Origin of the sequence: Indibacter alkaliphilus LW1, from assembly GCF_000295935.2 — a bacterium.
Taxonomy (GTDB): Bacteria; Bacteroidota; Bacteroidia; order Cytophagales; family Cyclobacteriaceae; genus Indibacter; species Indibacter alkaliphilus.
Genome location: NZ_ALWO02000030.1, coordinates 31,086 through 57,629 on the forward strand (window position 1 = coordinate 31,086; position 26,544 = coordinate 57,629).

The 26,544-nt window shown below is 39.9% G+C and carries 20 protein-coding genes; 6 read left to right on the forward strand and 14 right to left on the reverse strand.

Features of this window, described 5'->3' with window-relative positions; all coding sequences use genetic code 11:
• The first annotated feature begins 301 nt into the window (after nt 1-301).
• The 3 genes from A33Q_RS08100 to A33Q_RS08110 are packed head-to-tail and all read left to right on the forward strand — an operon-like array spanning nt 302 to nt 9,454.
• A complete protein-coding gene (locus A33Q_RS08100; protein ID WP_160169345.1) occupies nt 302-6,511 on the forward strand; it encodes a DUF7507 domain-containing protein in 6,210 nt (2,069 codons plus the stop codon).
• Between the two features lie 5 nt (nt 6,512-6,516).
• Nucleotides 6,517-7,485, forward strand: coding sequence for a PorP/SprF family type IX secretion system membrane protein (locus A33Q_RS08105; RefSeq protein WP_009036013.1), 969 nt, complete (start codon nt 6,517-6,519; stop codon nt 7,483-7,485).
• A 7-nt stretch (nt 7,486-7,492) separates the two neighbouring features.
• Nucleotides 7,493-9,454 (forward strand): OmpA family protein, encoded by a 1,962-nt coding sequence (locus A33Q_RS08110; protein WP_009036014.1) that lies wholly within the window; start codon nt 7,493-7,495, stop codon nt 9,452-9,454.
• A gap of 123 nt (nt 9,455-9,577) precedes the next feature.
• Here A33Q_RS08110 and A33Q_RS08115 read toward each other — a convergent pair whose 3' ends face one another.
• The 14 genes from A33Q_RS08115 to A33Q_RS08180 form a co-directional block, all read right to left on the reverse strand.
• Nucleotides 9,578-10,072, reverse strand: coding sequence for a hypothetical protein (locus A33Q_RS08115; RefSeq protein ID WP_016254934.1), 495 nt, complete (start codon nt 10,070-10,072; stop codon nt 9,578-9,580).
• A 337-nt stretch (nt 10,073-10,409) separates the two neighbouring features.
• Nucleotides 10,410-10,946, reverse strand: coding sequence for an NADPH-dependent FMN reductase (locus A33Q_RS08120; protein WP_009036016.1), 537 nt, complete (start codon nt 10,944-10,946; stop codon nt 10,410-10,412).
• A 9-nt stretch (nt 10,947-10,955) separates the two neighbouring features.
• Nucleotides 10,956-12,422, reverse strand: coding sequence for a cation:proton antiporter domain-containing protein (locus A33Q_RS08125; RefSeq protein ID WP_016254935.1), 1,467 nt, complete (start codon nt 12,420-12,422; stop codon nt 10,956-10,958).
• Between the two features lie 17 nt (nt 12,423-12,439).
• Nucleotides 12,440-14,014, reverse strand: coding sequence for an IS66 family transposase (tnpC, locus tag A33Q_RS08130; RefSeq protein ID WP_009036018.1), 1,575 nt, complete (start codon nt 14,012-14,014; stop codon nt 12,440-12,442).
• A gap of 170 nt (nt 14,015-14,184) precedes the next feature.
• Nucleotides 14,185-14,535 (reverse strand): IS66 family insertion sequence element accessory protein TnpB, encoded by a 351-nt coding sequence (gene tnpB, locus A33Q_RS08135; RefSeq protein ID WP_009036019.1) that lies wholly within the window; start codon nt 14,533-14,535, stop codon nt 14,185-14,187.
• Nucleotides 14,535-14,825, reverse strand: a complete 291-nt coding sequence (tnpA, locus tag A33Q_RS08140; protein WP_009036020.1) for an IS66 family insertion sequence element accessory protein TnpA — start codon at nt 14,823-14,825, stop codon at nt 14,535-14,537. The genes tnpB and tnpA overlap by 1 nt, the downstream gene beginning before the upstream one ends.
• Before the next feature lie 11 nt (nt 14,826-14,836).
• Nucleotides 14,837-15,298: a cation:proton antiporter domain-containing protein gene (locus A33Q_RS08145; RefSeq protein ID WP_009036021.1), complete on the reverse strand. Its 462-nt coding sequence runs from the start codon at nt 15,296-15,298 to the stop codon at nt 14,837-14,839.
• Between the two features lie 6 nt (nt 15,299-15,304).
• Nucleotides 15,305-15,889 (reverse strand): NAD(P)H-dependent oxidoreductase, encoded by a 585-nt coding sequence (locus A33Q_RS08150; protein ID WP_009036022.1) that lies wholly within the window; start codon nt 15,887-15,889, stop codon nt 15,305-15,307.
• A gap of 11 nt (nt 15,890-15,900) precedes the next feature.
• Nucleotides 15,901-16,179 (reverse strand): GNAT family N-acetyltransferase, encoded by a 279-nt coding sequence (locus A33Q_RS08155; protein WP_009036023.1) that lies wholly within the window; start codon nt 16,177-16,179, stop codon nt 15,901-15,903.
• A 320-nt stretch (nt 16,180-16,499) separates the two neighbouring features.
• Nucleotides 16,500-17,378 (reverse strand): pirin family protein, encoded by an 879-nt coding sequence (locus A33Q_RS08160; protein WP_009036024.1) that lies wholly within the window; start codon nt 17,376-17,378, stop codon nt 16,500-16,502.
• Nucleotides 17,379-17,470: 92 nt separating this feature from the next.
• Nucleotides 17,471-18,067, reverse strand: a complete 597-nt coding sequence (locus A33Q_RS08165) for a Crp/Fnr family transcriptional regulator (RefSeq protein WP_009036025.1) — start codon at nt 18,065-18,067, stop codon at nt 17,471-17,473.
• A gap of 82 nt (nt 18,068-18,149) precedes the next feature.
• Nucleotides 18,150-18,752 (reverse strand): MarR family winged helix-turn-helix transcriptional regulator, encoded by a 603-nt coding sequence (locus A33Q_RS08170; protein WP_009036026.1) that lies wholly within the window; start codon nt 18,750-18,752, stop codon nt 18,150-18,152.
• Nucleotides 18,753-19,016, reverse strand: coding sequence for a DUF2024 family protein (locus tag A33Q_RS08175; RefSeq protein ID WP_009036027.1), 264 nt, complete (start codon nt 19,014-19,016; stop codon nt 18,753-18,755).
• Between the two features lie 123 nt (nt 19,017-19,139).
• Nucleotides 19,140-19,373 carry a thioredoxin gene (locus tag A33Q_RS08180; RefSeq protein WP_009036028.1) on the reverse strand — a complete coding sequence of 78 codons (234 nt, stop codon included), beginning with the start codon at nt 19,371-19,373 and terminating at the stop codon, nt 19,140-19,142.
• Nucleotides 19,374-19,752: 379 nt separating this feature from the next.
• Here A33Q_RS08180 and A33Q_RS22160 point away from each other — a divergent pair, with 379 nt between their 5' ends.
• From A33Q_RS22160 to A33Q_RS08195, 3 genes are all read left to right on the forward strand, one after another.
• Nucleotides 19,753-20,142: a JAB domain-containing protein gene (locus tag A33Q_RS22160; protein WP_009036029.1), complete on the forward strand. Its 390-nt coding sequence runs from the start codon at nt 19,753-19,755 to the stop codon at nt 20,140-20,142.
• A 375-nt stretch (nt 20,143-20,517) separates the two neighbouring features.
• Nucleotides 20,518-23,247, forward strand: a complete 2,730-nt coding sequence (locus A33Q_RS08190; RefSeq protein WP_009036030.1) for a DUF5695 domain-containing protein — start codon at nt 20,518-20,520, stop codon at nt 23,245-23,247.
• 255 nt (nt 23,248-23,502) lie between these two features.
• Nucleotides 23,503-26,544: a SusC/RagA family TonB-linked outer membrane protein gene (locus tag A33Q_RS08195; RefSeq protein ID WP_009036031.1), complete on the forward strand. Its 3,042-nt coding sequence runs from the start codon at nt 23,503-23,505 to the stop codon at nt 26,542-26,544.

Genomic DNA, 26,544 nt, shown 5'->3' on the forward strand with positions numbered 1-26,544 from the left:
GATTTGGTACTTGTTTTTGAGATTATTGAGGAAGAGTTTGGCTATTGTTTTAGAATAATTTTAAAATGTATTTTCAGGTTTTTTTCAACTTATTGTATTGTGTTTATTGATATAAAATTTTTATAAAATTTAAATATCAGAAATCTTATATTGGATAACAGGATTTTGCATTTGGATAACAATCAAAATATCCTAAAATGCCAATCCTTCTTTTGTTGTTACATTTGATTCTAAATGTAACGAGTATTATATGAGATATTTTCTACCCTATTTTAAAATTTTTGTACTTCTTTTCATTTTTATGTGTTTTTTAAGTGGAAGAACGTACAGCCAGTCAAAGATTCTTGCCAATGAAATCACTGTTTCCAGCAATTTTTCACATAGCGGAAACAATGCCTCAAATGCGCTGAATGATGATCCCGGAAGTTTTGCCAGATCCGTTTCTTCTCCAGGTTTGTTAATCGGGGCAGGGGCTGTTACAGGAGTTTTGGAACTTCAGTTTCCGGAAACAAGACCTGCCGGCAGTGTTTCATATATCCAGATTGATGGAGATGAAAATCTTTTCAATGCCTTACTTGGAGGTTCCTTAGGTGATGCCCTTTCGGGGGTTTTGGGTGCCATTATTTTAGGGAATCAGGTAATTACTGTAGAAGCAAGAAATAATACTACTACCGTATTGTCCAGAAACAGCAATCAGGGATTTTCTATAGATGCAGTCAGGCTTGTTCAGGACAAAGACGGTAATTTTTATTTGGCCCTTAGACCAGGATCGGATTATAACAGAATCAGAATAACCAATGAAGCCACTTCTCTAGTAGGTCTTTTTGCTGGATATACTTTGGACGTTTATAATGCATTTCACTTGGCAGACGAAGATACCTGTGGAAGTCCATGGTTTACTTCATTTGATGGCTCAGGACTCAATCTGGATCTGCTTGATATAGGGAATGTAGGGGTCAATGATTTGGAAAATGCCATTGATGGTGATTTTGATACCTATTCAACCATTAGTCCTGGTTTGTTGTCCCTTGGAGGTAGTCTTAGCCAGTTTTTTGATTTTGGAAGCCCTTCAATAGAAAATGATGAGATCCAAATTACTTTAAGTGGAACTGAAGGAGTCCTTGACCTTACTTTGCTTGGAAGCATTCAGTTTAGGGCCTATAATGGTACTGATTTAATCTATGACGAAAACCTGGCTGCCTTAAACACAGAGATTCTTGGCCTGTTACAAATTGACCTTTTGGGACTTTTGGCAGATGGGAATGTAGTGACCATACCTATACAGCCAGGTGGAGTTTTTGACAGGTTTGAAATAATAGTTAATGGGGTATTAAGTGTAGGGACGAACGAATCGCTTAGGATTCATGAAGTCTTTCAGACTCCAGGCAGACCGACTTATGAAAATCCGGAAGATGCTAATTTGGTGGTGTGTGCCACGGATGATGTAACCATAAGCGTAGTAAGTCAGGCTGATGAAACTGTACACTGGTATGCCCAACCTATAGGTGGTGAAATTTTGGAAACGGGAAATACATTTAATATCGGTAATGTTTCCCAGAGGTCAGTATATTATGCGGGAACTTCAAGAGATGGCTGTCCGGTTGAATCTTCAAGAGTTCCGGTCACCATAGAAGTTGACAATAATCCGCAAATAGCAATTCTCGGCTCTCAGGTATTTACCCTTCCGGTTGGAGAATCATTACAGCTTCCAGAGGCAGTGGCTTTCAATGAAGATGAATCGGAAGTTGATACCGAGATTACTCCCTTGGATGGGGCACCCTTCCAGGGAGGTGGTATAGCAGGACCTTTTAACAGTCCAGGTGTTTATGTATACCGCGTTTCTGCTACAGGTGATAATTGTACCAATTTCCTTGACATAACGGTAAATGTGCAGGATTTCGAAGATTGTCCCTTGGTGCTTTCGCCTGGGTTTGCGAATGATGGTACTGAGTTTACTACAAGTAGCCTGTTGGGTATCCAACTTGGAACGGTCACTAATCCCAACAATGCTGCAGATGGGGATTTGTCTACCTTTTCTCTATTGGAAGAAACGGTAGGGACTACTTTACTTGGATTAACAGGTGAGACCGCACAATTTCTGAAATGGAATATTCAACAGCCTGCTGGCAACACAGTCACCGTAAAACTAGGTAGAGAATATGCAGGTACAGCGCAATTAGCTGCAGGCATCTATATCCAACCGTTTGATAATGGTCAGCCAGTTGGTAATAGAACATTTGCTGATGTAAATCTGGTATCAGTATTGAACGGTTTAAATGAATTCAATTTCACTTTTGTCCCTACAGATTTCTCCGGACAGCCGGTTTCATTTGATGCTGTTAAGGTTTCTTTAGTCCCTATCTTGAACTTTGATCAGGTGGTACGGGTCTACGGTGCTTATACCAATATCGCCAGTGTGGATGCTCCTGTCTGCGAACCTGTTGTGCGGGAACTGCAGACCGGTTTTGTTTCCTTGATTGGTGCACTGGATGTGGCCACTTCATTGACTGGGGTGTTTAATCCGGAAAGAGCAGTTGATGGAGACCTAACTACCTTCGCTTCAATCACCAACGCTGTTGGTGTAAATGTTTACAGTAAACTGGAAGTTGCTTACAATTACCCGATTTTGGTAGGGGACAGTCTTAAAGTTACGCTTGGGATTCCAACAGGGCTTTTGGACTTGTCCTTACTGGAAGGATTGATTATCCAGAGATTTTTGGGAAATGAAGCTATTGGCGAACCAATTGATGCAAGTTCTTCTTTGTTAAGCTTGAGATTGTTGACTGGTAATTCTACTGGGGAACTATCGTTTGTATCGGAAGTACCTTTCGACAGGATCCGGATTTTATACGGTGGCTTAGCCAGTGTGCTTGAAGAAGTCAGGATTTTTGAAATTGAAGCCATTCCGAATGTCAGCATAGAAGGAGAATTTTTTGATGAGGAAGATGGTATTTGGAAGTTGGAAATCTGTGAAGGTGAAACGATTGAATTGGAAGAGGGGGATTGTGGAGAAATAAGACTTTTTGCTGAAGCTGAAGGAGGTGATGAAATTGACCTTGCCAGTATATCAGCACTAGAAAGAGGTGAAACCCTTAATGTCTTTATCCAAGTGGATAGGTTTGGTTGCGAATTGGATTCCCACAGAAGGTTGTTGGAAATTACAATTACCGGATCTGCTCCTCCTGCGGGAGAGGCTGAGCAGTCTTTCTGCGAAAGTGATAACCCTACAATTGCTGACCTTATCATAGCAGGTGAAAATATCAAATGGTATGATCTTGAAGAAGGAGGGGAAGCTTTGGAAGCGGGTACTCCACTTGTCAGTGGTGAAACATATTATGCTAGCCAAACTGAAGAAGGAGAGTGTGAAAGTATTGAAAGGTTTGCTGTTTTGGTAGAGGTTCTCACTACCCCGGCACCTACTGCTCCGGCTTTGATTCAGGAATTCTGCTCTTCAGACAATGCTACTTTGGCCCAAATAGCTATTGAAGGTGAAAATATTCAATGGTATGCCAGCGAATCTGATCAAACACCTCTTTCCATAAATACTTTACTGGTAGATGGTGCCACTTTCTTTGCAAGCCAGACTGATCCGGAAAATGGATGTGAAAGTCTTGAAAGAATTGGAATCACGATAACTCTTGTGGATTGTGAACCTGATTTAGCTACCCTGGGGATTACGAAGACAGCGGGTTCTTCGACGGTTGTGGCTGGAACGGAACTGAACTACACGATTACGGTCAGCAACACGGGTACGGCCACAGCTGGGTCGGTGAGTGTGAGTGACGAACTTCCTGAGTTCACGGAGTTTGTGTCCACTGACAACGGCGGTGAGCTTACGGGCAATACGGTCAACTGGGATCTTGGAGATCTTGGAGCAGGTGAATCGGTGACGATCAATCTGGTACTGTTTGTTCCTGCTGATGTTGAAGCGGGCACGATGATCAGGAACGTAGCTGTGGCTGATAGCCCGGACGATCCTGACGGACCTGTGGACAATGATCCTGATCCTGAGGATGATGTAGAGGTGGTGACCGAGGCAGATCTATCTGTCATGAAATCTGCCGATGTATCCCTTGTACAGGCAGGAAGTAACCTGCGCTATGTGATCTCTGTGACCAACAACGGTCCGAGTGATGCGCAGGATGTAAGTGTGAGCGATGTACTGCCGGCGGGAACCACCTTTGTGTCTGCCGACAACGGCGGTACAGAGGACGGGGGCACCGTAAGCTGGAGCCTTGGTACCATGACCCCTGGTCAGAGCATTGAACTGGAGCTGATCGTGGCAGTTGGTGAAGACCTTGAGGACGGCACGGTGATCAGGAACACCGCTGTGGTCGATAGTCCTACGGATCCTGACGGACCTAAGGAGTCCGATCCTGAGGACGTGACAGTGGAGAATGATGCGAGGGCCAAACTTGAAATAGAAAAGACAGCCGGATCTGCTACAGTAGTAGCGGGCACGGAGCTGAATTATACGATAACTGTAAGCAATACTGGGACTGCGACAGCTACCGGTGTGACCGTATCCGACGAGCTTCCTGAGTTTACGGAGTTTGTGTCCACTGACAACGGCGGTGAGCTTACGGGCAATACGGTCAACTGGGATCTTGGAGATCTTGGAGCAGGTGAATCGGTGATGATCAATCTGGTACTGTTTGTTCCTGCTGATGTTGAAGCGGGCACGATGATCAGAAACGTTGCTGTGGCTGACAGCCCTGACGATCCTGACGGACCTGTGGACAATGATCCTGATCCGGAGGATTATGTAGAGGTGGTGACCGAGGCAGATCTATCTGTTATGAAATCTGCTGATGTATCCCTTGTCCAGGCAGGAAGCAACCTGCGTTATGTGATCTCTGTGACCAACAACGGTCCGAGTGATGCGCAGGATGTAAGTGTGAGCGATGTACTGCCGGCGGGAACCACCTTTGTGTCTGCCGACAACGGCGGTACAGAGGACGGGGGCACCGTAAGCTGGAGCCTTGGCACNATGACCCCTGGTCAGAGCATTGATCTGGAGCTGATCGTGGCAGTTGGTGAAGACCTTGAGGANGGTACAGTGATCAGNAACANCGCTGTGGTCGATAGTCCNACGGATCCTGACGGGCCTAAGGANTCNGATCCTGAGGANGTNANNGTNGANAATGATCTTAGAGCGTTATTGACTATTGAAAAAATTGCAGGATCTTCTTCTATAGCCGCTGGAGCAGAATTATCCTATCAAATCACTATAAGTAATAGAGGTACTGCATCAGCGTCGGATGTTACCGTGACTGATCCTATTCCGGAAGGGACTTCATTTGTTTCAGCAAATCTTGAAGGCAGCCTTTCCAATGGAATAGTGACCTGGAACCTTGGGACTATTGAACTAGGTGCATCTGTAGTGCTTGAATTGACCGTGATGGTTGATGAAACGCTGGCTGCTGGAACAGTCATAAGCAATATCGCGACAGTGGAAAGCCCAGATGATCCTGAAGGTCCTAAAGAAAATGATCCAACAATAGTAGAAGTGGAAGAGGGTGATCAGGAGCTTACTTCAGTTCAAGTCGAGAAATCAGCGGATGTAGAATTTGCTTCACCTGGAGATATGGTGGAATTTACTATCAGGGTTACCAATACAGGCAATCATCCGGCAATTAATGTGGAAATAGTAGATCAGGTTCCAGCTGGGTTAATGCCGATAAATGCAAATAGAGGTGGTGAAATCGAGGGTCAGACGGCTATCTGGAGATTTGATTCGATTATGCCGGGTGAAACAGAAACAGTGATTCTCACTGCAATGGTAACAGCTGAAGAGGGCTCCATTGTAAATAATGTCAGGGTTAGTGGTGATAATTTTGAGGATGAAGATGATGATTCAGACCCTATTAGCCTTAATAAAGTTGACTTGGCAGTGATCAAGGAAGTCTCTTCAAACATAGTAGGGGTCGGAACCCAATTCCAATACAGGATTACGATCTCCAACAACTCTGATACTGAGGCCACAGAAGTTGAAGTCAGTGACTTTTTACCTATAGGAGTAAGATACCTTGACTCCAGAGTTGAAAGAGGTTCTGTAAGTTACGATGCAACCTTGAGAGTTTTAACCTGGGAATTAGCCTCTCTTGAACCTGGGGCTTCCTTGACAATGGAAATGGATGTCTTGGCTGAAACGCCTGGAGAGAAGTCAAACACTGCAAGGGTGAATTCTAGAGAGTTGGATCTCAATGAAACAGACAATACGTCAACTGTCAGTCATACTCAAATTGAATTTGAGATTCCAAATGTGTTCACACCAAATGGTGATGGAATCAATGATACCTGGGAAATCAAAGGTATTCAGGAGTTTTTCAGTTCAAACAGCTTATTGGTGGTGAACAGATGGGGTGTTGAGGTTTACCGTTCTGAAAACTATTCAAATCAATGGGATGGAGGCAACCTTTTGGAAGGTACTTACTACTATCAATTGACAGTAATAAGGCTTGATGGAACTGAAGAAGTATTCAAAGGTTATGTGACAATTTTAAGATAAGCATTATGAAAAAGATTGGTTTAGTTTATATAATATTAATATCCGTTATCTTCTTGCCCGATGCATATGGACAACAGGTTCCTCAGTTTAGTCAGTACATGTTCAATCCTATATTCATCAATCCTGCTTATGCAGGTTACAAAGAACAGCTTTATGTACAGACCTATTATAGAAAACAATGGGCAGGAGTAACCGGAAGTCCTGAAACCATAGCTATAGCCGCAGATGGGTTTTTGCCTGATCAAAATATTGGTGTTGGGATTGTAGGTATGACAGATAGGTTGGGAGCGATGAGGAATAATTCTATTTATGCAAAATTGTCGTACCATTTGAGACTGACAGAAACGGGGTATCTGAGTTTTGGCCTTGGGGTAGGATATGTGAGCTCATTGATAGATGGTAACCTTCTCACGCCTGGTGATGTAAATGACCCCACGGTACCGGGTGCAAGAAACCAGATTGCTTACCCGGATTTAAAAGCAGGTGTATTTTATTATGATGACAAATATTTTGCCGGTATAGCCTTTGACAATTTGTTGACTCCAATCCTGGACTTTGATAATGGAGAGGTAATGGCTGAACCCAGAAACCACATGAATTTATCTGCTGGAATGTGGATCGATGTCAACAGTGATATTGCCTTCCGACCTTCATTTATGTTCATGGATGATTTTCGGACGCCCTCTAGACTGGACCTTAATGCATCTTTTGTGTTTGTTGATAAATTTTGGGTTGGCGCTTCTTATAGGACAGCTTTAGATTATGCAGGAAGATCTTTGTCTGAAAATCTGAAAAACAGTACAGGGATAGTAGGGCTTATAGAAATTTTTGTGACAGACGGTTTAAGGGTGGGGTATGCCTATGATCATAACATTACAGGGTTTAATGTGAGGTCTTTTACAACCCATGATATTTCCATAGGTTATTTGTTACCGGCACGAAGGGTAAGGTCACTTTCTCCACGAAACTTCTAATGAATTCATGATGAACAATTATAGAAATGTAATTATTGTTTTCTCTTTAATTTTATTGAATGGTTGTACTCTTTTTAAGGGAGGGAACCTTAAAACTGCAAAAGAGAACGAACGGATGTTCAATTATTCAATAGCCAAAGAATCATATATGGCTGCCTATGAAAAAAAGGAAAGTGAAACAGCCCTTAGAGGGCTGGCAAATACGAGCTTAAAGCTGAGAGAGTTTGAACAGGCAGAGTCTTGGTTTTCAAGACTTGAACGATCCGGTTTAATGGAGGCTATTGATTATTACCAATATGCCACAGTTCTTCAGGCCAATGCTAAATTTGATGAAGCGCTGCATTTTTTGGAAAAATATAAAAGCTCCGGAGATGAAGAAATTGGAACGGAAAAACTTACTGTATTGGAGGAATCCCTGAAAATGGGGAAGACAATATTGAATTCTGAATCCAATATTGCCTTGGAACCAGTAGCTGGAGTAAACACAGAATACTCGGAGTTCGGGTTTATTTACGATGAAAATAGGCCACTTTTTGTTTCAGACAGACTGGATAACAAGGATGGCAGAATTAATACCAGAAATGCATTCAAAAGCGAAAGATACGGTTGGACCGGTAATGGTTTTCTTTCAGTCTTTACTTTGTCTTATGACTTTGAAACAAACTCAGGAAGTACTGTTGAAAAGGTTGAAGATTACCAACATCCCTATCATATTGGACCGGTTTATGAAAGTGAGGTGCACAAATTTCACATAAAAACAGAGCCTGTAAGTGGGGGTAGTCCATTTTCTTTCAAAAGAAATGATATAACCGTATTTCCAGGAATGTATCATGCCCACCTTCAGGAAGATGGAGAGTGGTCAGAAGAAAAAGGGTTTGGATTTAATTCCCCTTTGGAATATATGGTAATAGACCCTTTTTGGGACAAAGATGGAAAAACCCTATTCTTTGCTTCTGACATGCCGGGAGGCTATGGAGGTTTGGATTTATATAAAGTAACATTGTTGACAGACTCCACTTGGACTGAACCTGAAAATTTAGGCTCTAATTACAATACTATCGGAAATGAGCGCTCTCCGTTTATTTATGACGAAGACTTTTATTTTTCTTCAGACGGACATCCAGGTTTGGGTGGACTTGATGTTTTTTTGATAAGGGATTATAAAAACAATAGGGGAACAATTGAAAACCTAAAAGCCCCAATTAATTCCAATAGAGATGACTTCTTTTTTACTAGAACTGATACGGATTATGCCTTTCTTTCATCTGACCGTGAAGGCGGAAAGGGTAGTGATGATATCTACAGAATACAATACAATATTCAGGAGTTTGTATTATTAATGGGGGAGGTGTTGGCTAAAGATACAGGAAACCCCATATCAAATGCTGTGGTTACGGCAGTTAATAAAGATACAGGTGTAAACTTTAGATATGTTACCAACGAAGAGGGGAAATTTGAATTTCAAGTGCCTGTTAGAACACCTTTTGGGATTTCTGCTACAGCCACAGATTACATGCGTGCTCAAATAGACGAAGCCCTTAAAGGAGATAAGAGTGAACAGGATGCCGGACAGAAATTTGTTCAGTTGTATCTTGATAAAATGGAAAGAGAAAAAATTTATACGGTTGAGAATATTTTCTATGATTTTGATAAATGGGATATTAGGGAAGACGCTAAACCTGAATTGGTTAAGCTAGCTTATATTTTGCTGGAAAATCCAACTTTGAAAATAGAACTTCATTCCCATACTGATTCGAGGGGGACAGAAAAATACAATCAGAGGTTATCTGATAGAAGGGCCCAATCTGCTGTCGACTTTATAGTGTCATTGGGTGTGAGTAAAAACCGGATTTCAGCCAAGGGTTATGGAGAGTCTCAATTGAAAAACCATTGTAAAGATGGTGTAGATTGCTCTGATGATGAGCATCAGGAAAACAGAAGGACTGAATTTAAAATATTGGATTATTAAGGAATTTCAATTCAAAACCAACTTGTTCTTTCTTGAATCAGTTAACTTATATTTTCTGAATATTGAATATGGAAATTAAAGGTCCATCAGCCTTGAAAAAGAGAACTGATGGACCTAATTTATTTATTCTTCGCTTGCCTCTGAAGTTTCCAAAACATAGGCTGTAACAGTTCCTACGGTCATCGTTTCCAGTTGGTCATCTCCATGATTGGCTGTGTAGGCGTAAACTATGCATCCGCTTGCATCAGAAGATGTTACCTCATAGTTGAAATCGATGAAACCCTCCTCAGACCAATATACCCTAAAGTTGTTGTTACCTTCCTCAAGACTAAGTTCAGATAATTCTGAAGAATATATGTAATGCTCATCTTCACTTGATTTCTGAACTTCAAAATCGACTTCTGACTCTTCCTCGCCATCTAATGCAAACAGCCTGACCTTTTCAGTATCAAAGCCCTCCTCATCCATTATTAGATTGTCATCTTCATCAGTCAGCACCATAGCAAAAGACCTTAAAGTCTGATCTGTACAAGGATCAGGATCATCATCGCTACAAGAAGTAAGATAGCTCATGGATAGGACTGCAATCAGAATTGGTAATAGTTTTCTTAAATTCATTTTGAAATTTTTTTTGTTAAACATTGAAATGATTTAAGAGCGCTCTTGTTTACCAAACGGGTGATTATGGGTATGTGCTACATGTAGATGATAAAAAATGTAAATTTGAGCTCGATACTTAAAATTTTTGATTGATATTGAAGTGCTATTTTATTGTTGTTCAGAGGTTTGATGAGGGTAATTGATTTGAAAAAAAATCAACAACTATAGATAAGGTTTATCTTTTTGATTAGTTGCCATTTCTAATCAGATTTGAGAAAATTGTGACCCTATAAAAACCTTAATGGATAGAAGGTAATCAAATTGCTAGTATTATTCGAAGTAACAAGTAGTAAACTTAAGACTGTAATAACATTTCTTTAAAAGAGTGTACTCTTGAGGAGTGAGCAGATGCATGCTCCTTATTCACAATTTCCCCACCACTAAAATTTTGATTGAAAGAAGGTAAAGAGAATGATTCTATAATGTTTGCACCACATTTAGGGAAAAAACTTTTTGCTGCTGCCATCACATTACCACCTCCAAAACCACCTGGTGAGGTGCTCATAAGGAGCATAGGTTTATTTGCAAAGATATTCATATCAACCCTGCTGCACCAATCAAAAATATTTTTAAAGGCCACTGTATAACTTCTGTTATGCTCTGCAAGCGAACAGATAATACCATCTGCTTCGGATAATTTGGCCCTAAATGCAAAAGCCTTTTCAGGGACTCCATTACTTTTTTCTTTATCAATAGAGTATAAAGGCATTTCATAATCATTGATATCTATAAGTTCAATCTCAAATTCCGGAAATGCTTTTAGAGTGTAATAGACTAATTGCTTATTTTTAGAATTTATGCTGTTACTTCCAGCGAACGCGATTATCTTCATTTCCTATATTTAATTTTCTCTGTGACTTTTATCCCAAGCATTATCATCATTAGATTTTTCCAAAAACAGCACATCTTCTTGAAGCAGTTTTTCTTGCTGCTCAATTTCTTCTCGTAGAAGGCCGATGTGATCTTTACTGTTTCTGTTTTTGTAAAGCTTTTCTAAAGCCATATTATCATATTTAATAAAATCTTGTGCTTTTCTGTGCAAGGTATATTTACGAAATCCTAACTCAGCCAGTATGTCTACCCCCATATAAACCGAATCAATCAGTGATTCACGGTGAATATGTTTTATTCCTTTATCCATTAATTCATATGCATCATACCTGTTTTTGGCTCTGACAAATAGCTTAAGATCAGGGAAATGCTTTGGGAGCAGTTCTGATAGTTCAATGTTGGTATGTGAACCATCTATTGCTGAAATAAGTATTTGTGCTTCCTTTGCACCGGCAGATTCAAGTAAATCAATCCGTGTTCCATCACCATAAAATACTTTGAAACCCATTTTTCGGAGTAAATTGACACGATCACTGTCGTTGTCAATAATGGTCGCATTGATATTATTGGCTCTTAGAAATCTCCCTATTGTGCTACCGAAATGTCCAAATCCGATAAGAATTATCTTATTGTGAGCATCAATTTCATCATAGGTTTTTTCTTCTTTCTCTTTAATGCCAAATAGAGGAGCAACAAACTTTTCATTTATAAAAAGCAACAAAGGGGAAACCATCATACTGATGGTTACAACAGCCATAAATAAATCTAAATCTTGCTTTGGAACAATGCCTAATTGTCCAATGGAACCTAATAGCACAAATGCAAATTCACCAACTTGGCATAGCAGAAAAGCAAAAAGAATGTTTTGGTCGGAAACTAATTTAAATCGTTTTCCTATAATAAAAAGAACCCCCCATTTCACTAGCATGAGTACCAATACAATTAGAAAAACTTTTAATGGTTGTGTGGCTATGATATCAAAGTTTATAGTAGAACCGACAGCTGTAAAAAATATACCGAGAAGTAAACCCTTGAAAGGATTGATGTCGGCCTCCAATTCGTGACGAAACTCGCTGTTTGCAAGTAAAACACCTGCCATAAACGCACCCAATGCAGCACTGATTCCAACTGCTTCCATTAACCAGGCGATACCTATGACGAAAAACAAAGCTGCCGCAGTGAATAACTCACGCATATGCACTTTGGCAATTAAGTGTAGCATAAAAGGCAAAAGATATTTGCTCAATACAAAAACAAAACCTACTGCCAATAATAAAAGTAAACTGGGGAATTCATTCAAAAAAGAGAATATTTCAGGTAAATGATGGAGTTCGGAATCTTCAGCAAAAGAGTTTACGGCCAATAAGGGAAGTATTGCCAAAATAGGTATTACTGCTATGTCCTGAAATAATAAAACAGAAAATGAATTTTGACCTGCTTGTGTTTTATCCAATCCCTTTTCTTTGAGAGTCTGCAAAGTATCCACCTGACCAACTACAGGTGGGCTTTAAAATTTTGGGGGTATAGGCTTTTAATATTTTTATGGTTTGTTGACATTATATTTTCAAGCACGTGTTTGAGCCATTGGTATGGGTTCACTTCATGTTTGTTGCAGATGGCAAAGAATGAGTAAATCATTGCTGCTCTCCTCGCAGCACGGTGTGAGCCTGCAAAGAGGTAATTACGTCGTCCCAAAGCTACTTTTCTTATTGAGTTTTCGACAGGATTGTTGTCTATAAGCAGCCTTCCGTCATAGAGGTAGTTGGAGAGTTCATCCCATCTTTCTGCACTGTACTGTAAAGCCTTCCCTATGGCACTGCCAGGGAGAACCTTTGGATCCTGCAGCTGCTCCTTTATCCATTTGGACATTTTGTTGATAACGGGCAGGGATTCTTCCAGCCTGAGACTTTTGATCTCTTCGGGCTCTAGTTTTAGTTCGGTTGCCTTTCTTTCCACCGCATACAGCTTTTGGATAAACTTCAGTGCTGTTTCTGCTCTGTTTTTATCGTTATTCTGTGCTTCAAAAAATGGTCTGCGGGCATGCGCCCAACAGGCAAGGTGCGTAACACCTTCCTGTTTTCCCAGTTTTTTGTAAGTGGCATAGCCGTCTGTCTGAAGGTATCCTTTAAAACCCTTCAGCATATTCTCGGCAGCTTCACTTTTCCGGCTGGGCTGGTAATCAAAAAGAACGGTTTTCTCCAAGGGATTATGGTACACCCAATAATAGCCCAGGTGGCAGGCACCTTTTTTGGCACTGTCCATGACTTTGATGGTTGTCTCATCCGCCTGAAGGTAACCCATCGCTTTGGTGTCTTCAAGCAGGCAGTCATATAAGGGTTCCAGCCTTTCCAGCGATTGCCGGACCCATCCTTCTATGGTTGAATGGGCAATCGGAATGTTTTCCCGTCTGAAGCGTTCCACCTGTCTGTACAGGGGAAGATGGTCCTGATATTTGTCCGTGAGGTTGCTTGCCAGAAGGGCTGAACCGGGTATGCCTTTATCAATGACACGCTCGGGAAGTGCTCCGATCATAACTCCCGAACCGCTGTTTTTGTCCTTTGGGGCATATTTGAAGCGGATGTACCTCCTGATAAGATATTTCGCCGGAACATAATCAAGTTCTTCGGTCACTTCTTTGCCGATGCATACCATATCGCTGAGATCTCCTTCCGGATAGATTTCCACTTCCTCCACGGGAAGATGGGCGGGAAGGGCTACACGGCCACGGTGTGCTGAGGACTGTTTCTTCCTTGTATATGCTATCTTCTTCTCAAACTGCTCCTGCTGTTCCTGCTGCGCTGGGCCGTCTGTACCGAAAGGCAACGGGAGCTGGTCCTTGTTGCCTTCAAACCTTTCCCTTGTCTGTGCAAAGGCCATCCGCTTGAACTTATCGATCAGGGCCAGCAGCTGGGAGGCATAGGCATCCTTCTCTCCGATCACACGGTCACGCTCTTCAATGGTCAGCTCATATTTTTCAATGGTCCGTTCACGTTCTTCTATGGAACGTTCCCGATCCTTTAGAAGAGTAATCAGTTCCTCCTTTGAAAGATGCTCCAGCCCGGTGTTCATGATTTAAAAATAAGACACTTATCGTCCATTTCAATGGATTATTTCTCCACAAAGGCTGTGGATAACCCACCATAAAAAACGGATTTTAACAGTCTTCAGACAAAAACCGCCTTTATTGGACACATAGGGGCAACAGGCTTAAAATATCTGACCTGAAGTCAATAAAATAATCAGTTCTCCGCCAGCTCATACCGGGGTTTTTGCCTGAATTTTTCAACCTGAATGCCTTCAATCATCATTACCAGCTCCGGCCAGCGGATACTTTGTGGACCAGAGGAGGGAACAGGAGGTACAAAGGTTCCCCTTTCAAGCTTCTTGTAATAAATAACAAAACCGCCATGTTCCCAGTGCAGGAGTTTGATAAGATTCCTGTTCCGGTTGAGGAACACAAAGACCTCTCCTGAGGTGGGCTCCTTACACATATTATTTCTTACCAGTCCTCCGAGTCCGTTAAACCCTTTCCGCATGTCCACCGGGGAGGTGAAAAGGTAATAGCGGTGGGATGAGCCAAGACTGAACATCAGTATAGGGCTACAAGGTGGGACAACAGTGCCAGGTCCCCTTTGGGCACTCTTAGCTTTACTCCGTTGGGATATTCAAGTTCAAACTGCCCTGTAGAACTTTCCGCCCTGCCGGAATCCACACGTATAAAGCCGGAAGATGATACGTCTTCATTCTCTTTTTTGAATTTTCTGAACCAGTAATTGAATTGATGGAACCCCAAACCTTTCGAGGCACTGAATTCTTTCTGGCTGAGGCCACTCTTGGTAAACTCTTCGACCAATCGGATCATTTCTTCTCTCTTGTCCATATCTTTTGTTTTTATGCAAAACTATGGCCAAGGACTTTCTTTGTAAACATGCACTTGGTGGGGTGGATACTCTGCAAAACTATTGCCGTTGATGACATTGCAAATGACATTGATAAGGCAAGAGAAGCGCTTAAAGAAAAAGAAAGCAGAAAATAGAGAAGTGGAAAAAGTATCAGGCCTGTAAATAGCATTTGCAGGCCACCTAACCCTAGAATTCTTGTTCTCATTTTCCAAAATTGGGCAGGGTTTAGTTCCAGTCCGATTACAAATAACATCATCACCACTCCAAACTCGGCCGTGTGCATTACATCATGTCCTTCTTTGCCAATTAAACCCAGTGCAAAAGGGCCAACCAAAATGCCTCCAATTAAATATCCAAGCACACTCCCGATACCCAATTTCTTTGATATGGGAACAAAGACAATGGCAGTTCCGAGATATATAAGTGCGTTTTGAAATAAATCTGATGCCATAGTCTTTTATTTTAATTCGTTCAAATACAATATATTTTTTAGCGCAGTAAAATCTGTTTCGGAAGTAATATAATCTCTAAGGATTTGTTTTATTTGACTACAGTGTTTTTCTAAATCAAGTAGGTCTAATTTGTTGGCTTTGGGAATAATATATGGAGGAAGTTTTTCCATTTGGCAAAGTCTATAAGTCAATTCGAAAGGGCGTAGTAGTTCATTGTAGGTGTATGAATTTTTGCCTTCGCTGCAATAAGTTTCAAATCCACCTCCACTACTAATGATATGCATGATGTTTTTGTCTTTTAATTTATTGCCTTTCTTTCCATAAGCCCACCCGTGCTCTAATACCAAATCAATCCACTGCTTTACTAAGGGAGGGGCGGCATACCAAAAAAATGGATGTTGGATAACTATTAAGTCTGCCTCTAATAAATCTTGCTGCTCGGCCTTTACATTTATATTAAAATCTGGATATAACTCATACATATCTTTGACTACAATATGCGGTTGATGCAGCAATGAGGTCATTAAAAACTTGTTCACATTGCTTGACTCTAGCCTGGGATGAAACATCAAAACCAATATTTTCTTCATTATTTCAAATTTTATAAAACGTCTCCTATTTCTGCTTTCTTACTAAAAACACTTTTAGCAAACGGGCATAGTGGAATTATTTTTAAATTGTTATCCCGTGCAAAGCTCACGGCAGCCATTACAAGTTGCAAGCCTACATTCCTACCTTTGAAGTCAGGATTAACCTCAGTATGATCTATTATAAACTTATCTTTTCCTGCCCAAGAGTAGGTCATTCGACCTGCTTCTTTGCTATCCTCGGTAGCCTTAAAAAAGCCCTTTGTTTTTCTATCAAATAGGTCTATGTTCATAATTTATTTTTTGGATTCTTCATAAACTCATGCTGCGCAGCATTTTTTCCGTTCAAACAGTGTAGATCCACTTATCAGGTCTGTGTTTTTATCAACCAATACGATTTTTGTTAGGCACGAATTTTCTTCTTTTTTGCATGCAAAAGCAGCTTAACAGTTGCAAACAATGCAAGAGAAGCAGATACCGGCTCGGTAAGCGAATAGGCTATTTCTGCTCCTCTCAGTTCTTTTCGTGCATCAGTTACTGAATGAAATCAAACGTTTGAGACACTTTTCATAATTCCCGCATATGTTACCGTCATTCTTTTCCTGACCTATTATTAGTCCTCCAAATGACCAAACCTTCCCATGTTATAATCTTCAATTGCCTGAACAATTTCCTGATGCGTATTCATAACAAAAGGTCCTTGAGCCGCAATGGGCTCATTTAGAGGTTCACCGCTTAGAATCAGGACTGTAGCATTTTCATTTGCCTGTAGAGTGAAATCATTGCCATTATTTTCAAATAGAACAAAATGGTTTGTTGGTGCATTTTCTTCTCCATTTATCCTTACACTACCCTCTATAACAAGTATTCCGGTATTATAATGACTTGGAAAGCTAAATGCAGCTTTTCCGTCCATATTCAACTTGGCATTCATCACATTTACAGGAGAAAAAGTACTGGCAGCACCTTGATTACTTTGATATTCACCCGCTATAACTTCTACGATACCAGCTTTGTCAGACAATTCAACCTTTGGAATTTCATTGTTTGAAATGCCTTGATATTTTGGTTTTGACATTTTGTACTTCGCAGGAAGGTTAACCCAAAGTTGGACCATCTGAAATTCACCTCCTTCTTTGCTAAATGTTTCCTCGTGGTATTCCTTATGCAATACACCGGAAGCGGCTGTCATCCATTGTACGTCACCTTCACCAATTACTCCACCGCCACCACTACTATCGTGGTGAGCTACCCTCCCTTTGTATGCAATTGTAACTGTTTCAAAGCCACGATGGGGATGTACCCCGACACCTCTAGGCTTATCGGTTGGAGGGAAATAAAACTTTGAATTATAATCTAACATGATAAAAGGGTCCATTCTTTTCATATCCATTCTAAATCCACTTGGTATAAAATTGTGGACCCTAAATCCATCACCAACAAAATGAGGTTCTCTTGGAGGAGCTAGTAATTCTATGTTCTTTGTATTCATGATAATTGTTTTTGGTATCAACTCAATTAATAATGAAACAAATTTACGAGAAGCAGAAAGCCTGCGCATTGATGTATGGTAAGAACTGAATTTTACTTAAAGTTTTTTTCAGCAAGTCCTTTTCTTACCCTACTAAGGCTTTCAGGCGTTATCCCTAAGTAGGAAGCAATCATCCATTGTGGGATTCTTAGCGTTAAATCCGGGTACATCTTAATGAAATGTAAATAGCGTGCTTCCGCTGAGGCAGATATCAAAAGGTTTACTCTTTGTTGTAATTGTCTGATGTGATTCTGAAGAATAAATTCATTGTGATTTCTAAATTCAGGACTGATTGAAGAGGCTTTTGGAATAAAATCCTGCATTAACATTACAACTATGGATTCTTCTAAAACATCAATGTGAAAATCGGATGGAGTTCCGAAATACAAACTTTCTCTTTCACTCAAAAGCCAGTTTTCTGGTGCAAATTGAATTATATGCTCAGTTCCGTTTTGATCAATAGAGAAAAGCCTTAGAAGACCTTTTTCTACAAAAAAAATATGGTTACATATACTTCCTTTTGAAAGTATTATGTCTCCCTTTTGATAATTCTTTACCGAAAAATAGGGGAGAAAAGCATTATAGTCCTCTTCTTTAACACCAGCTTTTTGTGTTAGGTATTTGTGAAAGTTGTCAAGCCTATCATTCATTTATTGCAAATTAAATTTTTTGAAATATATCTTTTCTATCAGCTCATTACAATTAGAAAAAATTTAAAGCCAAAACTTATACCTACGCTGACTCATGTTCAGGGCAATCAACTCTCAATTCTTCGGTTGTTAACCTGGATTGAAGCAGTTTACAATAGTGTTCGCCTTTAGTGTTTTCATAATGTGAACAGGTGAAACACATCCTTTGAAGGTTTATAACACCTGCCTTGTTCAACTCATGAATGAGTTTGAGTAATCCAGAAAGAATTGTTTCTTTTTGATCATCGGACAATGAACTCAAAGGCTTTTCAATGGGGAATGAAAAATTAGAAGATTTTTCCGCTGCTTGCTTCCCTTTGTTTGTTAAGCCAATTAGGTAACTTCTTGTGTCAATAGGTGAATCAAATTTTTGTACCAGTCCCTTTTTTAATAACAGTTTTACGCTATCGCTAATTGTAGCTTTAGTCATATTAAACTCTTGGGCCAAATAGCTTACTTTACACTTATTTTGATTGTGAAAAAGTAGGAAAATCAGTATCTGAATTTGTATAGGACTTAAAGCATTTTCTTTACTCTCGTTCCATAATAATACACGGAATGCTTCGGATATACGCTCCAAAGCCACTACAATTTTGCTCTCTATATTGTTATTATTCTGTCGGTTTAAATCAAATGCTGATTTCATCTATTGGCAATTTTCCATTTCAACTATAATGTAACCATTTTTTCTTATTTCTATTTCCCATTCTTTTCTCAGGGTTTCTATATGGCAAAGCTTACATTCTTTCGAAGTTATGGGTTGACCTTTTTGTTCCTTTGATTTAAGGTATTCATTACCATAACCGAAGATTTTGCTTTTGTCTTTTATTTTTTCCGGGACTAAAATATCAAAGTGCATTACGCTGCCATCTTTCTTTGTTACATAGGTGTCCCAAACTGCTACTTCCATTTTATTTATTTGCGATTACTGAATTTGTATATTACACAAGGATGATCAATTAAAGTATAATCAACGGCTTTGAAATTAAAGTTACCCCACAAAGCTGGATACCCTAACAATGTGGGGTAAATTTCAACCTTTTACATCCGATATAGAAGCACCAAAGTTAAGGTGAAGTACATTGCCGCTTGGGGTCAGCAAAGCAGGAACTGATTTAACACCTTTTGATTCAGCTTCATCAATTCTGCTTTTTTGTTCACCCAAATGAACGATTTCTACTTTATCGCTCCCAATAAGCGATACAATGTCCTGTTCTGCACTTACACATACAGGACAACCCGCGTGGTAAAACACTGATTTTGTCATTTTGAAATGGTTTAAGTTTATGGAAATATTACTTTTTCAAAAATAGTAAGGATTCCTAACAAAATCAATTGAGTTTATGATATTATTGACTTTTTGTGTTGACATTTTAAACATTATTTTTTTTCGGGAAAGCAGGCAGACAGAATTTTTAAAAATTTCAATTTATTACTTCCGGCCTTTTGAAAGCCAAATGTAGGAGCCCTGAAACCACACATGGCAGATGGGTTTTCTGAAGGGGCCAAGGTTTTACGGCATAAACAGGAAGGGTTTTCTGAGGAGGATTTATTCCGTTCCACCGTGCATTCAGTGGTTTGCAGACTCCCGGGGAGGGGCTAAACAAAAGCTCCAGCGCAAGGAGTGAAAAGTCTGCAACAATATCATGGCTACTTCCAGAAACATCCTTAGAGAAGAAACTGAAATCCTTTACACCAAAGGAAGATCAGCCCTTTCCGATTACCACCCGATTGCTGCATTAGGAGGGATGACCTCAGAACAGGCAAAGGCAATACTGGCAGCTGAAAACTACAGTCTGGCAGCTTTGGCCAAATACTCCCTACATGACTGGATGAAGGTAGGAGGTATTGGTGAAGCCAAAGCAACCGCATTGGTACTGGCTTTAGAAATGGGTAGGAGAAGAATAAAGGAACCCGAACAGAAGAAGATGAAGATATGCTGCTCCTCGGATATCTATCAGATGATAAAAGCAGAACTTTTGGATGAAATGGTGGAACACTTCTGTTTCATTCTCTTGAACAAAACCTTCCATTAGAGTCCACTTTTTTCTTTCAGGAGCAAAACCACGTTGAATAAATAAAAGATTATACTCCTTACCGTCAAATCCAAAAATAATGCAGTCGACAGCTACTAAAACCCATTTTGATTTGAATATTTCATGGGCTTTACATTTTCTTTGATTAATCATCAAAGCAGTAAGTCATTAAAATCTATATTGAATTACCAAAAATATACGGTTAGTTTATTTTTTAATCATTTGTTGACCTAAAATAACGACTCGTTTCACTTACTTATCAATATGGTATTATACTCCGTCAAAGACCTATGATATCTGTAATAAGTGTTTTTAATACATTTGTTAAACTTGATTTTATCAAGTAATTATTTCTTTAATGATAAGTAAGAAGTTATGGGGTCAAAATTTAAAAAAAGTACTTTTTTTTGGACTGTATTTGCCTTTTGTTTGGTAACAGTTTATAGTCATGCGCAAAGAAAGAGCATATATGACAACCTTGAAAAGAGTCCTGTAAAAATGGACGCGACTGTCAAAAAACAGTTCACCACTGATAAGTTCCAGATTGAAATTCTTGAGTCAACCCAATTAGCAGCCTCTTTAAGACCAAAAAGTGAATCCGACTTCGACTTTTTGCCTTCTGAAGTAATGGAGATTAGAAGCCGGGATAGTTTATACCATTTGGGTGATATCAATCTAATGATAAAATCCCAAAGTGAAACCTCCTGGAATACTTTATCTTCAGCTAGAAACAGAAAAGCAATAGAAATTCTTCCTTCAGGAGGGTCAGTAATGGCTGCAGCTAAACTAAATGCTTCCTTAGGCTCAAATCTTCCAATAGAAGTGGAAAGGAGATGGGAAAACATAGAAGGTAAATTAGTCTTGACCTTTTTGTTAAGGAATACCTCAAATGAATCCGTTGAAATCGGATATTTAGGAATCCCCATGATCTTTGATAATATACTTCACCATAAAAATCTGGAAGAAGCCCATTTGGAAAAAGTATTCTATGATCCATATATAGGTAAAGATGCAGGGTATCTACAGGTTGTAAGGTTAAGTGGAAAAGCTCCGGTTTTACTGGTGTTGCCATACCAAAATGCTGGTTTTGAGGCTTATAATCCACTATTGGATGACCGTACCCCTAGAAATATAACTTTTGAAGGTTTTCATGACTGGGTAATCCACAGTAAAGCAAAAGCTGAAATTGACTGGAAAGGTGTTGAACAATGGAATGAACCGACATCAACTACTTTAAATCCAGGTGAGGAGAGAAAATTCTCCCTTTCTTTTGTTTTAACAGACAATGTAAAAAACATTGAAAAGACCTTGAGGGCCGAAAACAGACCCCTGGCGGTGGGTATTCCTGGCTATGTAATTCCAAAAGATGTTAATGCACGTCTGTTTATCAGCAAGCATAGAGAAGTTAAATCCTATTCTGTATACCCCCAAGGATCAATTAGCTTGAAAGCTGTAGAAAATTCGAATCTTAATGAATGGGTTGAATATGAAGTGCAAGGATTGTCTTGGGGAAGATCCAGAATTACATTGGTGTACGACAACAATGAAAAGCAAACCATAAACTATAAAGTCATCAAAGGTGAAGCTGATGTGATAGCTGATTTTGGCAAGTTTCTTACTACTGAACAATGGTATGAAAATCCGGAGGATCTCTTTGGAAGACATTTGTCTGTTATCTCCTATGATTACGAGAAAAAGGAAAAAATATTGGAAGACAGCCGTGCGTGGATTGCAGGATTGAGTGATGAGGCAGGAGCAGGTTCATGGCTTTCAGCCGTCATGAAGCAGTACCTTGACCCTGATCCTGAAGAAATGGTTAAAATCAAACAGTTTTACTATCAAACGCTTTGGGGTGGTATTCAGTATTCAGAAGGTGAGAAAAAATATGGTGTGAGAAAGAGTATGTTCTATTATGAGCCGGACTCAATGCCAGCAGGTACTTACAGTGATGATGTCAATTATAGTACTTGGTCAGCTTGGTCTAAGAAGGAAGCAGAATCTACCGTAAGATCATTCAATTATCCACATGTTGCGGCAGCTCACTGGGTGATGTATAGATTGGCCAGGTTTCACGAAAACCTTGTCAATACGCACCCCTGGTCATGGTATTTGGAAAATGCTTTCCATACAACTGTAGCAATGGTCGATCAGGCACCACATTACGCGCAGTTTGGACAAATGGAAGGTACAGTATTCCTAAGGATATTAGAAGACCTAAAAAGGGAAGGAATGAATGAAATGGCTACAGAGCTTGAAGAGCTCATGCGTAAAAGAGCCGATGTATGGGCTGAGTTGGCATTTCCATTTGGCAGTGAAATGCCATGGGATTCAACAGGTCAGGAGGAAGTTTATATTTGGACTGAATACTTTGGATATGATCAAAAAGCTCAAGTGACCCTGAATGCTGTTTTGGCTTACATGCCCACAGTACCTCATTGGGGTTATAATGGTAGTGCTAGAAGATATTGGGATTTTCTTTATGGAGGTAAACTACAGAGAATTGAAAGACAGCTTCATCATTACGGATCAGCAATGAATGCCATTCCTGTACTGGAAGGGTATCATAAAGCTTCAGAGGATTTGTATAAGCTGAGAGTGGGTTACGGAGGTCTTTTGGGCGGAATTTCCAACATTACAGAAGATGGCTTTGCTCCTGCAGCCTTCCATTCATATCCTCAAACTTTGGAAATCGATGGCATCTCAGGGGACTATGGATCGGGTTTCTTCGGCTACGCCATTAATAGCAGGGCATATTTAGTGAATGATAAAACTTTTGGATGGTTGGGATTTGGTGGAAACGTTTCTTCAAAAGGTGATTGGGTGGAGTTGGAAGTTACAACAGCTGGGAAGAATGCTGTTTTCATAAATCAAGCTGATTTGTTGATAGAAACTGATGCAGGTGAGATTCAGAAAGTGTCTTTTAATCAGAAAAACGGTGAAGTCAAAGTTTCACTTGGTCCTAAAAGTAAGTTTACGCCTAGAGCTGTATTGCGCATCAAAAATTTCGGTCAGAGAGAATACAGTATTGATGGGAAAACAGCTGGAAGTGACTCTAGATATTACCTTGACCTAGGTACAACAAATCTGGTGATAAATGTAAATTAAAATTTTGTAGGGTAATAATTATTTGGATAAGGAACATGCAGTGCATGTTCCTTATTTTTTTTAATTAAAAAACTAAATAATTATTTAAATGTTTATAAATGTTAAAATAAATCAATATTGTATTATTTTACGTCAATTAGGTTCTTTTTATGAATAAGTGTTTTAAGTACATTTAATAGATGCTTTACTAGGGTTAAATAGTTAAAGCAGAGAGATAAACCAATTAAAGTAACCTTAACCTTTACTAAATTATTTATGAAGAACTTTACTAAACTGTATCACAAAATAGTGATACTTTCCTTGATTTGGCTTGGGTTTACCTTGCCGCTCAAGGCGGACACAGAAGCAGACTTTAACATTAGGTCTGGAGACAAATTGGATGCTGAAACTCCTTATGAAAGGACCATCAGAGGTGCAGTAATATCATCAGAGGATAACCTTCCCATGCCAGGTGTGAGTGTTTTGATCAAGGGTTCTACAAGAGGAACCGCCACAGATCTGGATGGGCAATATGTACTGGATGTTCCCGACCAGGGAGCTGTTTTGGTATTCAGTTACATCGGTTTTAAAAATCAGGAAGTAGTGGTGGGAGCTTCCAGTACAATAAATGTAACACTTGAACCGGACCTAACATCGATGGATGAGGTCTTAGTAGTCGGCTATGGAACCATGAGAAAGGGGGATATTACTTCTTCTGTGGCCCAGGTCAAACCTGAGGAATTTATTACAGGTGCTGTCAGGAATGCAGGTGAATTATTAAGAGGAAAAGTGGCAGGTTTGGCCATAAGCTCTTCTTCAGGAGACCCGGCAGCAGGTGTTGAAATATCACTTAGGGGGATTACTTCAATTTTTGGGTCATCTGCACCTTTGGTTTTGATCGATGGGTATCCCGGGAGTTTGAATGTTATTTCTCCTATGGATATTGAGTCTGTTGAGGTTTTAAAAGATGCGTCTGCTTCTGCTATTTATGGAGCAAGGGGAAAAAATGGTGTTATTCTCATTACCACCAAGCAAGGAAAAGTAGGCAGGCCTTCCGTCGAATATTCCAGCTTTATGGCTACCTCCACCTTTGTCAGGACTGCGGATTTTATGTCTGCAAGTGACCTTCGAAACAAAATCGATCAAGGACTGATAGACCCTTCAAATGATCTGGGTTATGAGACCGATTGGTTTGGAGAGATCAGCAGGAATACTCCATTGAACCATTTTCATAACATTTCTGTGCGTGGCGGAACCGAACAGACCAAGTATGTGGCCAACATGAGTTATCAAAATGAGCAAGGTGCTTTCATAGGTTCTGGAAATGAGGAGTTTAAATTCCGAACAGATTTGACACAGTTCTTTGCGGACAACCGGGTCCGTGTCAATTTAAATGTATTAAAAGGCATTCAGAATATTGATGGCAGATTTGGAGGCTGGGCCTACAGACAAGCTTTGATCAGAAATCCAACCGACAGGATATTTAATGATGAAGGAGGATTTCAGGAAAGACCAGAGCAATTTCAGTATGAGAATCCCCTGGCACTGATCAAAGAGCAGGATTATAGAAATGTGAATGATTGGACGTGGTTGACCGGATCTGTTTCTTATTTTCCAGTGGAGGAGCTAGAACTGAAAGTAGTAGGTTCGCAACACAGAACCATCAATGATTTTGGTAACTATCAGAATAGAAACCATATTTCGACCATAAGAGACAACAGAAATGGGGTGGCAAATGTAAGTAACTCCCTTACTGTTGAAAATTTTCTTGACCTGACTGCTGATTACCAAAAGATTATTGGTGCCCATAGGATTATGGGTATGGTTGGGTACAGTTACATTGATTGGACCAATACAGGCATGTCCATCAGCAATTTTGATTTCCCTTCGGATGTATTCAGCTTCAGAAATATACAGCAGGGCCGTGCGCTTAGGGAGGGCCTGCCAGGAACTTCGGCAAACTCTTTTTTGAATGATTCGAAACTGATTGGATTTTTTGGAAGAGCTGGTTACGGATTTAAAGATAAATACAATATCCTAGGTAGTTTAAGGTATGAAGGATCTTCAGTATTTGGAGCCAATCAAAAGTGGGGGTTGTTTCCTGCAATTTCTGCTGGCTGGACAATCAGTAATGAAGGGTTTTTGAAGGAGAATTCAACAATTACATTCTTAAAATTAAGGGCAGGCTATGGAGAAACAGGTTCTGTTTCCAGTAATCCATATGCTTCATTGACCAGGTACTCTTACAGTCCGACGCAGTTTTATTTCGATGGGCAAAACTGGCAGAGTGTATTGAACCCTGTAGCCAACCCCAATCCAAATTTAGGTTGGGAAACAAATATTGAATATAATGTTGGACTGGAATTTAGCTTATGGAATAACTTTATGAGTGGTACCATAGATTACTATGATAGGACACTTGTAGATTTGGTTTACAATTATCCTGTTCCAGTCCCACCAAACCTTGTAGGTACTACTCTTGCCAATGCCGCAGCTATGAGAAATACAGGCATTGAACTCGCATTGAACTTTGATTTGATCACAAAGAAAGATTTCGAATGGAAGACAAATATCAATTTTAGCACCAATACCAATGAACTGACCAGGCTTTCAAGTGAAGAGTTCCAGTTACAGAATGACTTTTTCTTTGCAGGAGGTACCGGTGATCCTATCCAAATGAGTACCCACAAAATAGAGGAGGGTCAGCCAATAGGGTCTTTCTTTGGATATAAAAGTGTAGGCTTGCTCAGTGATGCCCCAAATCCTGCTAACAATGGTACTTGGTTGATAGAATCACCAGATGGAGAAGTGAAGTCAATATTGGATGCCACACCTGATGACAGACAGATCTTGGGAAATGGAATACCTAGGTTTTTTGCCGCATGGAATCATTATGTGAGGTATAGAAACTTTGACTTTAACCTGACGATGAGAGGGGCTTTCGATTACCAGATTCTCAATTTTCAAAGGATGTTTTATGAAAATCCTACTATTGTCTACAACAGACTTAACACAGCATTTGACCCTATTGATGGTCAAATACTTAGAAGTCCTCAATCTTATGTAAGTCATTATATCGAAAACGGTGATTTCTGGAAAATTGACAACGTTTCTATTGGCTATTCCTTCCCAACGGTCAATAGCAGGGCATTTCAAAGTGCAAGAGTATATATAGCAGCTTCCAACCTTGCAGTCATCACCAATTATCAAGGTTTGGATCCAGAGGTTCCCCGTTCTGGCCTGGATCCCGGTAATGACGGACGTGACAAGTATCCTACACTTAGGACTTTTACAATAGGAACAGACATACGATTCTAA

What these genes read in the sequence shown, in the direction of transcription:
- A33Q_RS08105 (WP_009036013.1), top strand. Translation starts at nt 6,517, where the DNA reads ATGAAAAAGATTGGTTTAGTTTATATAATATTAATATCCGTTATCTTC.
- A33Q_RS08110 (WP_009036014.1), top strand. Translation starts at nt 7,493, where the DNA reads ATGATGAACAATTATAGAAATGTAATTATTGTTTTCTCTTTAATTTTA.
- A33Q_RS08115 (WP_016254934.1), bottom strand. Translation starts at nt 10,072, where the DNA reads ATGAATTTAAGAAAACTATTACCAATTCTGATTGCAGTCCTATCCATG.
- A33Q_RS08120 (WP_009036016.1), bottom strand. Translation starts at nt 10,946, where the DNA reads ATGAAGATAATCGCGTTCGCTGGAAGTAACAGCATAAATTCTAAAAAT.
- tnpC (WP_009036018.1), bottom strand. Translation starts at nt 14,014, where the DNA reads ATGAACACCGGGCTGGAGCATCTTTCAAAGGAGGAACTGATTACTCTT.
- tnpB (WP_009036019.1), bottom strand. Translation starts at nt 14,535, where the DNA reads ATGTTCAGTCTTGGCTCATCCCACCGCTATTACCTTTTCACCTCCCCG.
- tnpA (WP_009036020.1), bottom strand. Translation starts at nt 14,825, where the DNA reads ATGGACAAGAGAGAAGAAATGATCCGATTGGTCGAAGAGTTTACCAAG.
- A33Q_RS08145 (WP_009036021.1), bottom strand. Translation starts at nt 15,298, where the DNA reads ATGGCATCAGATTTATTTCAAAACGCACTTATATATCTCGGAACTGCC.
- A33Q_RS08150 (WP_009036022.1), bottom strand. Translation starts at nt 15,889, where the DNA reads ATGAAGAAAATATTGGTTTTGATGTTTCATCCCAGGCTAGAGTCAAGC.
- A33Q_RS08155 (WP_009036023.1), bottom strand. Translation starts at nt 16,179, where the DNA reads ATGAACATAGACCTATTTGATAGAAAAACAAAGGGCTTTTTTAAGGCT.
- A33Q_RS08160 (WP_009036024.1), bottom strand. Translation starts at nt 17,378, where the DNA reads ATGAATACAAAGAACATAGAATTACTAGCTCCTCCAAGAGAACCTCAT.
- A33Q_RS08165 (WP_009036025.1), bottom strand. Translation starts at nt 18,067, where the DNA reads ATGAATGATAGGCTTGACAACTTTCACAAATACCTAACACAAAAAGCT.
- A33Q_RS08170 (WP_009036026.1), bottom strand. Translation starts at nt 18,752, where the DNA reads ATGAAATCAGCATTTGATTTAAACCGACAGAATAATAACAATATAGAG.
- A33Q_RS08175 (WP_009036027.1), bottom strand. Translation starts at nt 19,016, where the DNA reads ATGGAAGTAGCAGTTTGGGACACCTATGTAACAAAGAAAGATGGCAGC.
- A33Q_RS08180 (WP_009036028.1), bottom strand. Translation starts at nt 19,373, where the DNA reads ATGACAAAATCAGTGTTTTACCACGCGGGTTGTCCTGTATGTGTAAGT.
- A33Q_RS22160 (WP_009036029.1), top strand. Translation starts at nt 19,753, where the DNA reads ATGGCTACTTCCAGAAACATCCTTAGAGAAGAAACTGAAATCCTTTAC.
- A33Q_RS08190 (WP_009036030.1), top strand. Translation starts at nt 20,518, where the DNA reads ATGGGGTCAAAATTTAAAAAAAGTACTTTTTTTTGGACTGTATTTGCC.
- A33Q_RS08195 (WP_009036031.1), top strand. Translation starts at nt 23,503, where the DNA reads ATGAAGAACTTTACTAAACTGTATCACAAAATAGTGATACTTTCCTTG.